Origin of the sequence: Streptomyces sp. NPDC029044 (assembly GCF_040637495.1) — a bacterium.
Lineage (GTDB): Bacteria > Actinomycetota > Actinomycetes > Streptomycetales > Streptomycetaceae > Streptomyces.
Genome location: NZ_JBEZWN010000018.1, coordinates 50,795 through 62,329, shown reverse-complemented (window position 1 = coordinate 62,329; position 11,535 = coordinate 50,795). Strand labels below are relative to the sequence as shown.

The following is an 11,535-nucleotide window of genomic DNA, read 5'->3' as shown; positions in this document are numbered from 1 at the left end:
GTGCCTGATCCCTCGCGCAAGAGTTGCGCGGCGGCCCGGATCGGAGGACACGGAACCGGCGGGGAATCCTCTGGAATTTCGCTGTCAACCGGTTCCGGGGGGTGGGCAACTCTTGCACAGACCCACAGCGAGCGGGAGAGCCGCCGCTTCGCTGATCCCCGGGCACCTCGGATCGCGAGGTGTCCCGCACCGCCCTGGTGAGGAGCCGCCATGCCTGCGTCCACCCTGCCCGAATCCGGTCTGCCCGCGCCCGAAAAGTCGCGTATATCACTTCGATCCGCCCTGCTGTGGACCGGTGTCGCCCTGCTCGGCGCCGTCGCCTGGGGCGTCCTCGCGCTCGCCCGGGGCGAGGAGATCTCCGCGGTCTGGCTGGTGGTCGCCGCGCTCGGCTCGTACGCCATCGCCTACCGCTTCTACGCGCGGTTCATCGCCCGCCGGGTACTCCGGCCGGACGACCGCCGGGCCACGCCCGCCGAGCGTCTCGAGGACGGCGTCGACTTCCAGCCGACCGACCGCCGGGTGCTGCTCGGCCACCACTTCGCCGCGATCGCCGGCGCCGGGCCGCTGGTGGGACCGGTTCTCGCGGCCCAGATGGGCTATCTGCCGGGCACGCTGTGGATCGTCGCCGGGGTGATCTTCGCCGGGGCGGTTCAGGACATGGTGGTGCTGTTCCTGTCGATGCGCCGGGACGGCACGTCACTGGGCCAGATGGCCCGCGACGAGATCGGCCGGGCAGGCGGGGCGGCCGCCCTGGTCGCGGTGTTCGCCATCATGATCATTTTGCTCGGCGTGCTGGCGCTGGTCGTCGTGAACGCTCTGGCCCACTCCCCGTGGGGCACGTTCTCCGTCGCGATGACCATCCCCATCGCCCTCTTCATGGGCTTCTGGATGCACCGCGTCCGCCCCGGCAGGGTCGTCGAGACCAGCCTCATCGGCGTGGCGCTGCTGCTCCTGGCGATCGTCGGCGGCGGCTGGGTGCAGAACTCCTCCCTCGCCGACACCTTCACCCTCAGCCCCACCACCCTGGTCTTCTGCCTGATCGGCTACGGCTTCGTCGCCTCCGTGCTGCCGGTGTGGATGCTGCTGGCGCCGCGCGACTACCTCTCCACCTTCATGAAGATCGGCACGATCGCCCTGCTCGCGGTGGGCGTGATCGTGGCCGCGCCCGTGCTCCGGGCCGACGCGGTGAGCGACTTCGCGACGTCGGGAACGGGCCCGGTCTTCGCGGGGGCGCTGTTCCCCTTCCTCTTCATCACGATCGCCTGCGGCGCGCTGTCCGGCTTCCACGCCCTGGTCTCCTCCGGAACCACCCCGAAGCTGATCCAGAAGGAGTCCCAGGTCCGGCTGATCGGCTACGGGGCGATGCTGATGGAGTCGTTCGTCGCGATCATGGCGCTGATCGCCGCGGCGACACTGGAGCCGGGTCTGTACTACGCGATGAACGCCCCGGCGGGTCTGCTGGGCACGACCGCCGAGTCCGCGTCCCACGCGGTGGCGTCCCTCGGCTTCACCATCACCCCCGACCAGCTCACCCAGGCCGCGAAGGCCGTCGAGGAACACACACTGATCGCCCGCTCCGGCGGCGCCCCGACCCTCGCGGTCGGCATGTCGGAGATCTTCTCCGGAGTGTTCGGCGGGGCCGCCATGAAGGCCTTCTGGTACCACTTCGCGATCATGTTCGAGGCGCTGTTCATCCTGACCACGGTGGACGCCGGCACCCGCGTCGGCCGCTTCATGCTTCAGGACATGCTCGGCAACGTCTACAAGCCGCTCGGCCGCGTCAACTGGAAGCCCGGCATCTGGCTGTGCAGCGGCCTGGTCGTCGCCGCCTGGGGCTACTTCCTCTACACCGGCGCCACCGACCCGCTCGGCGGAATCAACCAGCTCTTCCCGCTCTTCGGCATCGCCAACCAGCTGCTCGCCGCCATCGCCCTCGCCGTCTGCACCACCGTCCTCGTCAAGTCCGGGCGGCTGCGGTGGGCCTGGGTCACCGGCGTTCCCCTCGCCTGGGTCACCGCGATCACCTTCACCGCCGGCTGGCAGAAGGTCTTCTCCGCCGACCCGAAGATCGGCTTCTTCGCCCAACGGGCCCACTACGCCGACGCCCTCGACGCCGGCCAGATCCTCGCCCCCGCCAAGACGACCGCCGACATGCACACCGTGGTCACCAACTCCACCGTCGACGGCGTCCTCATCGCGCTCTTCCTGCTCCTGGTCGCGGTGGTGATCGGCAACGCGGCGGTGGTCTGCGTGCGCGCGATACGGTCCAGCACGCCGCTGCCGACCACCGAGGCGCCGTACGTCGAGTCCCGCATCGACGCACCCGGCGACTCCGTCGAGCCCCTGGCCGGAGCCCGCTCGTGAGGATCCGGCACTGGGCGCGGGCGGTGCGCTGGTATCTGCGCGAGCTGACCGGGGAGGCCGAGTACGACCGCCACTGCGAGCGGCACCGGCGTCACCACCCGCTCGCCCCGGTGCCCACCCGCCGGGAGTACCAGGTGCTGCGCACCCGGCATCAGGAGGCCCGCACCCACAGCCGCTGCTGCTGAGCGGCTCCTGCGGCGCCCGGGAACGGGCGCCGCAGGAGGGCCGTACGGCTCACCTGCCCACGACACCGCGGAAGTCGCGGAGGGCGACGGAGATGAGCGGCCGGTGCCGGGCGAGGGCGGACAGCGGAGCGCCGGCCCCGGTCGTGACGCGGCTGCGGCCGAGGGCCGGCCGCCCGCTGATCCGCGCGGGTACGCGGCACTCCGTACCGTCGGGCCGTTGCTGGACCAGGTGGGAGCGGGCGGGCAGCCGGAAGGGCAGCCGCAGCACGTCCCGGTACGCGACGCGGACCGGCGGCATGCCTGCGGCCGTCAGCTCGCCCCGGCTGCCCCGGCCGTCCGAGCTGAGCGTGATCGCGCCCAGCTCCTTCGGGATGCCCCACAGGGCGCGTCCCCCGGCCCGGGACTGTTCGTCGTCGACCCAGGCCGCCACGGTGCTGCCGGCGAGGCGGCGTCCGTGGCGGACGGCCAGGGCGATGAGGACTTCGCGGTAGGCCCGCCGGGCCGGTAGTCCACCCAGAAGGTGAGCAGGGTGGCGCGGCAGCGTACGACCCACGGTCGGACCCCGCGCGGCAGGGGCCAGGGCGGCAGGTCGTCCCAAGGGACGCGCCACAGCGAGACGACCATGTCGCCTGTGAGGTGCCAGGGCGAAGGAGGAAAGGGCACGGCTGCTCGTTCCACGGCGTGATGACCGACTTCCTCGGCTCGGGTTCGTACGGCCGATTGTCCCACCGGAGACGGTCCGGACCCGCGGTGGATGTCCTGCGCGACGGGTGCGGCTCGTGCCGCCTGAGGTACGCGGCGGAGACCGGCCTGCCCGGGGGAGTGCAGCCGCCGCGCCCTCATGACGGTGCGAGCCGAAGCGCCCTGTCTCGGCGAGGTCACCACCGCGGCACGCCTCTCTTCGTCACCAACACGGGGGGCGCGGTTCTCGGAACGCGGTCTCGGGCGCGGCTGCGGGGATCGGCCATCCGGCCGAGGGAGAAGTGCGACAAGCCCTCACAGCCGGCCGATCGGCCGAGGCCGGCGCCGCTTCCGCCGGGAGATATTCGATGCCGCAACCCCGTCTCTCTCCCTGAGGAGTACCCCATGGAACGCAAGCCTGTCATCGTCACCGGCGTCGCGGTGGCAGCGGTGGCCGTAGGCGGCGGAGCCCTCACCTTCGCCATGAGCGGTACGGAGTCGACCACCGGGCTCGACAAGTCCACCACCGTGACCGTGGACGGCCACAAGGCGCTCAGCGGAACCGTCGTCGCCGGGCGCACCTCGTCGAAGTACAGTCCGCTGCCATGGATCGGTGGCGACACGTCCGTCGTGAAGTGCCCGGATCTCAAGGCGGTGGCCGGCGCGATGGTGACCTGCACCGCCAAGGACGGCGACGGCAAGGACCTCTCCATCCCCGTCACCGTCGTCGAGGCGGACGCCACCAGCGTCACCTGGAAGTTCGAGCGCGTCTAGCCTTGCGTGATCAGCGACCGGGGCACAGGCCGAGCCACCCCGGGGAGGGAGCTCCTGTCAGCCGTTCTCCGGCTCGGACCAGTCCGGTCTCGTAGGCGATGACGACGAGTTGGGCGCGGTCGCGGGCGCCGAGTTTGGCCATCGCCCGGTTGGTGTGGGTCTTGACGGTGACGGTGGCGACGAAGAGACGTTCGGCGATCTCGTCGTTGGACAAACCCGTGCCCACCAGGGTCAGCACCTCGCGTTCCCGCGGAGTCAGCGTCGCCAGCCTGCGTGGGTCGGCGAGGTCACCGGGGGAGGGCTGGGCGAGGACGCGGGCGATGAGTCCCCTGGTGGCCGCGGGGGAGAGCAACGCCTCACCGGCCGCGACCAGACGGACGGCGTCGAGCAGCTGCGCCGGTTCGACTCCCTTGCCCAGGAAGCCGCTCGCACCGGCCCGGAGGGCCTCGACGACGAGCTCGTCCTCCTCGAACGTGGTCAGGACGAGGACCCTGACCCCGGCCAGGTCCTCGTCCTGACCGATCCGCCGGGTGGCCTCGATGCCGTCGACCTCGGGCATCCGGATGTCCATGATCACGACGTCGGCGCGTCCGGAGCGTGCCAGCCGTACCGCTTCCCGGCCGTTGGAGGCCTCCCCGACGACCTCCATGTCCGGCTGCGCGTCGATGAGCAGTCGGAAGGTGCCCCGGAGCAGGGCCTGGTCGTCGGCGAGCAGAACGCGAATCGTCATGGACGGATCTTCCTCATGGTGTGTCAGACAGGTGTGGGGGCGAGCGAGAACGGCAGTTCGGCGATGACCCGGAAGCCCCCCTCGGGCCGCGGCCCGGCGGTCACGGTGCCGCCGATGGCGGTGGCCCGCTCGCGCATGCCGATCAGCCCATGGCCGGTGCCCGCCCCTTTGAGCGTGCCCGGACGTCCGTCGTCCGTGACGGTGACCCGCAGTGAGTCCACGCCGTAGTCCAGCACCACCGCGGCCCCGGTCGCGCAGGCGTGCTTGTGGGTGTTGGTGAGGGCCTCCTGGATGATGCGGCACGCGGTCAGCTCGGTGGCGGGCGCCAGCGGTGCGGGAGTACCGGTACGGGCCACCTGCACGGACAGCCCGCTCGCCTTGAACCCGCCGACGAGGGCGTCGAGATCGGCAAGCCGGGGGACCGGGGAACGCGAGCCGGGCGCGTCGTCGGGCTGACGCAGCAGACCGACGGTGGCGCGCAGTTCGTCCAGCGCGGCGCGGCTGTTGTCCTTGATGTGGGCCAGCGCCTCGTAGGCCTGTTCCGGGTTGGCGCGCATGAGGTGATGGGCCACCCCCGCCTGTGCGTTGACCAGGGTGATGTGGTGGGCGACCACGTCGTGCAGGTCACGCGCGATGCGCACGCGTTCCTCGGTGACCCGGCGCCGGGCCTCCTCCTCCTGCCGGCGTTCGGCGGTCTCAGCGCGTTCCCTGGCCGCAGCGAGGTTCTCGCGACGGCTGAGGACGGCGCGACCGAGCGCCGTGGCCGCGATCGCGAAGTCGAAACGCAGCAGGCTGGCTCCCCCCACCACGGACTCCATGTGGGTGGCGGCGTGCACACCCGTGATCGCCACGGCGGCAACGCCGCCGACGAGCCACGCGGTGCGCCGGCTGCCGAGGGTGGCGAGGGTGTACAGGGCGACCAGACTCGCGGCCGGGGTCGGCGCGATGTGCGGGGCGACGGTCATCAGCGTGAGGTCGCCCAGCACGGTGAACAGGGCGATGCCCAGGGGCCGGAGGCTGCGGAAGGCCAACGGCACGCACGACAGCGCCGTCCACGCCACCTCGTCCCAGCGCGGCTCGTGCCAGTCGGACGTACCGACGGCGGTGGCCGCCACGGCGATGACGATCAGGGGAATCGCGGGCAGCGCGTCTTTGATCCTGTCGTGACGAGCCAGCCACTGTCGCCACACCATGGGCTGTTCCATTCCCTCACTCTAGGCAGCGCCGGTCGGCGGAAGGCGGGGCCACCTCGCCTTCCGCCGACTTACGCCGCCGCGTCGGTCGTCGTCGTGCCGGTCAGCCGGCCAGGCCGGCGGTCTCCGGTTCACGCACCGCCCGCCGCGCCGGGGCCGGCTCGTCGGCGGGGCCTTCCACCGACACGTCGGGCAGTGCCCGGTCCAGCCGGCGGGGCAGCCACCAGTTCGACTTCCCGCACAGGTGCATGAGTGCGGGGACGACGATCATGCGGATCAGCAGGGCGTCCGCGGTGACCGCCACCGCGAGGCTGACGCCGAACTCGGAGATCACCCGCATCCCGCCGAACACGAAGGAGCCGAAGACGCAGACCATGATGGTGGCGGCGACGGCGATGACCTTGCCGGTCTCGGCCTGCCCGACGCGGACCGCGCGGTGGCTGTCCCCGGTGTGGGCCCACTCCTCACGCATCCGGCTGACCAGGAAGACCTGGTAGTCCATGGAGAGGCCGAACATGATGCCGACGACCAGGATCGGCACGAACGACTCGATCGGACCGGCGGCCCCGAGCCCCAGCAGTCCGGCGCCGAAGCCGTACTGGAAGACGACCACGATCGCGCCGAAGGCCACCCCGATGCTGAGGATGTTGAGCAGCGCGCCGACCGCGGGGATGAGCAGGCTGCGGAAGGCGATGGTCAGCAGCAGGAAGCCGAGTGCGGCGATCACCAGGACGAAGACGGGGAGCTTGCCCATCAGGACGGACGCGAAGTCGTCGTTGCTCGCGGTGACACCACCGACGTAGACCTTCATGGACGTGCCCTGCTCGGCCTGCGGGATCACGTCGTCCCGCAGGTGGTGGATCAGGTCGGACGTCGCCGCCGACTGCGGGGAGGTCGTCGGGACGACGGAGATCACCCCGACGCTCTGCCCGTCCTTCATGGGCGGGGCGTCGGCACTGGCGACACCGTCGACCTTCCCGAGGGTCGTGACCAGCTTCGCCTCGGCCGCCCTGTCGGCGGCGGTGGGGGCCTGCACGGCCAGGACGAGCGGGCCGTTGAAGCCGGGGCCGAACCCGTCGGCGATCATGTCGTACGCCTGACGGTTCGTCGAGGACGTGGGCAGGTTGCCGTCGTCGGACGCGCCCAGCCGCAGGGAGAGCGTCGGGAACGCGAGCGCGGTCAGCACGGCCAGGGCGACCAACCCCAGGGTCTTGGGCCGCGCCTGGACACGCTCGGCCCACCGGCCCCACAGCCCGGTGCGGTCCGAGGCGTGCGGCCACGACCGGTCGGCCACCTCGCGGCGTTCCCTGCGGCTGAGGACACGCGGACCGATCAGGCCGAGCATCGCAGGCAGGAGGGTGATGGCGGCCAGGACGGTGAGCACCACGGTGACGGCGGCGCCGATCGCCATGCCGTTGATGATGCCGACGTTCAGGGTGAGCATGCCGAGCAGCGCGACGACGACGGTGAGTCCGGCGAACACCACGGCCCGGCCGGAGGTGTTGAGGGACTTGGCGACCGACTCGGCCACGCTCATGCCGGCGAGGAGGTTGGTGCGGTGGCGGTTGACGATGAACAGGGCGTAGTCGATGCCCACGCCCAGGCCGATGAGCGAGCCGAGGGTCAGCGTGGTGTCGGAGAGCGTGATGACGTGGCTGAGCAGGATCACCGTGACGGCGGAGGCGCCGACGCCGACGACGGCCGTGATGATGGGCAGCGCCGCGACCCAGATGGCCCGGAAGACGAACAGCAGCACGATGAAGGCGAGGACGATGCCCATGGCGTCGGCGACGGCGTTCGGTTCGGGATTGACGGTGAACGCCTGCCCGTTGAAGGCGATGTGCAGGCTGTCCGGCCCCGGGTCGGCCGCGAGTGCCTTCACGTGGTCGATCTGGGCGTCCGAGACGTCCCGGTCGAACGCGACCGTCGCGTAGGCCGTCCGGCCGTCCTCGCTGATCTGCGCCTTGCCGGCGGGCGTGTAGGGGCTGGTCACCGCGGCGACGCCCGGCGCGTGGGCGATGTCCCTCAGTGTGCCGGTCATCGCCTTCTCGGCGGCGGGCTCGGTGACCCCGCCGCCCTCGACCTGCCAGACCACCCGGCCGCTCTTGCCCGCGGCGCTGTTGGACGCCTCCTGCAACAGGGCCGTCGCCCTGGCCGAGTCGGTGTCCTGTGAAGTCGGGCTGTTCCCGAAGGCGCTGCCGGCGGCGCCGACTCCCCCGCCGAGGGCGACCAGCAAGGCCACCCAGACCAGGACGACGGCGAGCCGGTGCCGATGGCACCAGCGGGCGAGAGAGGACATGGACGAGCCTTTCCAGGGGTACGGCACACAGCCGGGCCGACGATCACGGCCCACCCCTACGCTCGCAATTTCCGTGCCTCTCGTCGTTGGCCGATCGCAGACACTTCCGTCTACTGCGATCGCAGTAGACCGGGTGGCGCCGCCTTCGCCAGGGCGGCCCCGGCCCCGTCCGGCGAGCGGGTGGGCGGGGCCGCTCATGGCGCGGTCAGCGCTGGAAGGGCATCGTCCAGCAGTTGGACGTGGCCGGTTTGCCCTCCAGACGGTCGGTGAGCCAGGAGATCGCCGCTGTCTGGTCGGTGATGAGGGGGGCGAGGTGATTGGTGAGGAGCCTGTCGCCGAGGTCGGGCAGGTCGACGGCCGTGTATGTGACGGCACCGCCCTTGCGGCACCAGTCCACGGCCAGTCGGCGAGCCTGGGCGTGCGGAACGATGTCGTCCTGGATGCCGGTCGCCACCCGGACCGGACCGGCCGGCTTGAGCGTTCCGATGCGCTGCTCGTCCAGGACGGCCCGGGCGCTCGGCTCGGCGGCGATGATCTCGGCGACGGTCTTGCCGCTGGTCGTCCACGCGCTGCTCCGCGCGAAACCGTAGCGGATGACCGCTTCGCCGACGCACATGGTCGAGGTGTCGGCGAGGGCCTTGCGCCCCGCGTCGCTGAGGTTCGCCTCGGCGACGTCGCGCATGCCGGGGTAGGCCTGGGCGAAGCCGTTGATCGCCCAGCCCAGGGCAGCGGCCAGAGCGCTCCCGTCGATCCCCTTCATGACGGCGATCAGGTCGGCGGGCGGTGCCCCCGCGTAGGTGCCCGCCAGGTGGACGTCGGGCGCATAGGTGGGCTGGAGTTCGGCCGCGGCCGCACTGGCCCCGCCGCCCTCGCTGTACCCGTACAGGCCGACGCGGGAGCCGGAGGTGAGGGACGTGCCGGGCAGAGCGCGCGCCGCACGGACGGCGTCCAGCACGGCGTGCCCCTCGTCGAGGCGGTTGACGTAGGTGTGCAGTCGGTCGGTGGCGCCCAGCCCGACGTAGTCGGTGACGACGACGGCCGCTCCGGTGGCGAGGAGCCGGTAGATCGCAAGGTTGTCGTAGGCGATGGACAGGGTCTGCCCGTTGACGGTGAGGGGGTGCTGAAGGGCGAAGGAGGGTGCGCACTGGTCGCCTTGGCCCATGGTTCCCGAGGCCACCGCCACCAGAGGGCGGGGCCCCTCGCCCTTCCACGCCGCCGACGGCTCGATGTAGGCGCCGGTCACCGCGACGGCCCGGCCGTCGGAGTCGGTGGACTTGTACATCAGCCGGGTGGCGGTGCCCGGCAGGGGACGGCCGTCGAGGCCGGGCAGCGAGAGCCCCAGGGAGAGGGGCTCGTGCCGGATCAAGGCACCGTTGGCAGCGGGCAGTTGGGTGGGCGGGGTGTAGAAGTCCGGGATGTCGACTCCACGGGACACGACGGGTTCGGTGTCGGTCGTCGTGGCGTCGGCCGTGGTCGCACCCGCGCAGACGCAGGCCGCGGTGGCGAGCGCGGCGGCGGTCAGACGGGTGAAGGGGGAAGCCGGACGGCTTCGGTAACGGCTCACAGTGCACTCCTCGCGCTGCTGCGTTGCATGGTGCGCGAAAAACTAGCACTGGTAGTTACCGCTGGTAACGCGAGTGGTGGTTACGGTCCAGTAACCGTTTGCCGGAGCAAGTGTGGGCGTGGTGGAGGCGGTCTGCGTGAAGGACGTGCTCGCCGACCGGTTCGGCGGTCTGTCGGGGGGTGCCCTGCTGTCGGCGTCGGCGCACTGGACGGCTCCCTCGATCCGGAGGGCCATAACGGCAGGTCAAGTCGCCGGCCCGCATCCCGTCCCGAGTGCTGCGACGCTTCCTGCTCGCTTTCGTCCGACCTTGGTCATCTTCCGCTCGCTTCCTGCACATTCCTTTGGAAAATGCCAAAGCGTTCACCTGCACCGAGCACCGTGCGTAGTGTCGTGCTCACGTTCGCGGGAACGGCCGTGCAGGGGGAGGGGATTCGGCGTGCCCGGAATCGACGAGAGTCTGCTGGACGCCATGCGGCTGCAAGGTGCCCGAGGGGCTTCGGTGGTCGATTGGATCAGTGGTCTTGCGCTGGGAGCGGTCGGTGACGCACCCGGTGGCGACGTGGAGGCGACGGCTGCGGAAACCGCCGAACTCGCCCGCCTCGCCACCGAGAGCGGCGCCCTCGCCCTGACCGGCAAGGGCCCGGGCGGGCCGCCCGACGACGACTCGGGCGGGCCGTCCGGCGGAGCGTCCGGCAAGGAGCCCCCCGTACAGGACCTGATCATCACCAACGCCGACTCGTACCACCTGCTCAGGTTCGTCACCACGACCTTCGACAGCACGGTGTTCGTGCACCTGTGGCTCGACCGTGACGAAGGGAACCTGGCCCTGGCCCGCATCCGGCTGGCCGAGATGGCGGACCGGCTGGTGCTCGGATGACCCCGCCGACCGGGACCCTGCGCACCGGCGAACCCGCCTCGGCCCGACTCGGCACTCTCGCCGAGCAGGGCGCGACCGGCGCCCTGTCCACCGAGACGGGGATCGTCTACCTCGCGGCGGGACACGTCGTCCACGTCGAATCCGCCGTCACCCCCGACCTCGGCGACCTGCTCACCCACAGCGGCGCACTCGCCCCGGACGGCTGGTGGAAGGCGATCGACCAGGCCGGCCGCCGCTGCCGTGTCGGACGGCAACTGGTCGACAGCGGCCACCTCGCGGCAGGCGCGCTCGAACTGTGCCACCTGGGCGCCCTCTTCGACGCGGCGTACTTCGTCCTCGCCCATGACGGACCGGCGCTCCGCTTCCGGCCCGGAGCCGCTCACTGGCTCGGCGCGGTCCGGTCCGTACCGGTGGACACCGTCCTGCGCGAGTCCAGACGCCGCCGCGAACTGCTGCACCGCATATGGCCCGAGCCCGCCGTCGACCGCGCGCCGCTCGCCCGGGTGCCCGGACCGGACGCCGCCGACCTGCCGGCCCGCCGCGGGCGGACCCTCGCCGAGGTCGACGGTGTCCGCACCGCCGCCCAGATCGCCACCGCCCTCGCCTGCCGCACCTTCCACACGCTCGTCGAGCTCCGCCGCCTCGCCGCCGCCGGGCTGGTCACCCCCGTGGCCCCCCTGGTCCCCGCCCCCACCTCCGCCCCAGCCCCAGCCCCAGCCCCAGCGTCCGCCCCCGCCACCGTGTCCGCCGAGCCGGGCCCCTCACCTCGTCCCGCGGCACCGGACGAGCCCGACACCGCACTGCTGCGACGGCTCCTGCACGCCTTGGAGGCACTGTGATCCGCGCGCGAAGACAGCGTGCCGAAAGG

General features: G+C 71.7%; 10 protein-coding genes. 5 read left to right on the top strand and 5 right to left on the bottom strand.

Going from position 1 to position 11,535, the window contains the following annotated elements; genetic code table 11:
• The first annotated feature begins 210 nt into the window (after positions 1-210).
• Both AB0E85_RS17300 and AB0E85_RS17295 read left to right on the top strand, forming a co-directional pair.
• Entirely contained in the window at positions 211-2,364 is a 2,154-nt protein-coding gene (locus AB0E85_RS17300) for a carbon starvation CstA family protein (protein WP_361927483.1), read from the top strand.
• Positions 2,361-2,549 carry a CstA-like transporter-associated (seleno)protein gene (locus tag AB0E85_RS17295; protein WP_107457937.1) on the top strand — a complete coding sequence of 63 codons (189 nt, stop codon included), beginning with the start codon at positions 2,361-2,363 and terminating at the stop codon, positions 2,547-2,549. Before AB0E85_RS17300 ends, AB0E85_RS17295 begins: the two co-directional genes overlap by 4 nt.
• Before the next feature lie 49 nt (positions 2,550-2,598).
• Here the strand turns inward: AB0E85_RS17295 and AB0E85_RS17290 are convergent, their stop codons facing one another.
• Entirely contained in the window at positions 2,599-3,102 is a 504-nt protein-coding gene (locus AB0E85_RS17290) for an acetoacetate decarboxylase family protein (RefSeq protein ID WP_361927480.1), read from the bottom strand.
• Positions 3,103-3,635: 533 nt separating this feature from the next.
• On the opposite strand from AB0E85_RS17290, the gene AB0E85_RS17285 reads away from it, so the two are divergent.
• Positions 3,636-4,004 (top strand): hypothetical protein, encoded by a 369-nt coding sequence (locus AB0E85_RS17285; protein ID WP_361927477.1) that lies wholly within the window; start codon positions 3,636-3,638, stop codon positions 4,002-4,004.
• Positions 4,005-4,014: 10 nt separating this feature from the next.
• Here the strand turns inward: AB0E85_RS17285 and AB0E85_RS17280 are convergent, their stop codons facing one another.
• From AB0E85_RS17280 to AB0E85_RS17265, 4 genes are all read right to left on the bottom strand, one after another.
• Complete coding sequence (locus AB0E85_RS17280) at positions 4,015-4,734, bottom strand: response regulator transcription factor (protein ID WP_361927475.1); 720 nt, start codon at positions 4,732-4,734, stop codon at positions 4,015-4,017.
• Positions 4,735-4,757: 23 nt separating this feature from the next.
• The gene (locus AB0E85_RS17275; protein WP_361927472.1) at positions 4,758-5,939 is read right to left on the bottom strand and encodes a histidine kinase; all 1,182 of its coding nucleotides are present in this window, start codon (positions 5,937-5,939) and stop codon (positions 4,758-4,760) included.
• Between the two features lie 91 nt (positions 5,940-6,030).
• Entirely contained in the window at positions 6,031-8,226 is a 2,196-nt protein-coding gene (locus AB0E85_RS17270) for an MMPL family transporter (protein ID WP_361927470.1), read from the bottom strand.
• A gap of 205 nt (positions 8,227-8,431) precedes the next feature.
• Complete coding sequence (locus tag AB0E85_RS17265; protein ID WP_361927467.1) at positions 8,432-9,790, bottom strand: lipase family protein; 1,359 nt, start codon at positions 9,788-9,790, stop codon at positions 8,432-8,434.
• Between the two features lie 436 nt (positions 9,791-10,226).
• Here AB0E85_RS17265 and AB0E85_RS17260 point away from each other — a divergent pair, with 436 nt between their 5' ends.
• Both AB0E85_RS17260 and AB0E85_RS17255 read left to right on the top strand, forming a co-directional pair.
• The gene (locus AB0E85_RS17260) at positions 10,227-10,667 is read left to right on the top strand and encodes a hypothetical protein (RefSeq protein ID WP_361927465.1); all 441 of its coding nucleotides are present in this window, start codon (positions 10,227-10,229) and stop codon (positions 10,665-10,667) included.
• Positions 10,664-11,506 carry a hypothetical protein gene (locus AB0E85_RS17255; protein ID WP_361927462.1) on the top strand — a complete coding sequence of 281 codons (843 nt, stop codon included), beginning with the start codon at positions 10,664-10,666 and terminating at the stop codon, positions 11,504-11,506. The genes AB0E85_RS17260 and AB0E85_RS17255 overlap by 4 nt, the downstream gene beginning before the upstream one ends.
• Positions 11,507-11,535 lie beyond the last annotated feature (29 nt).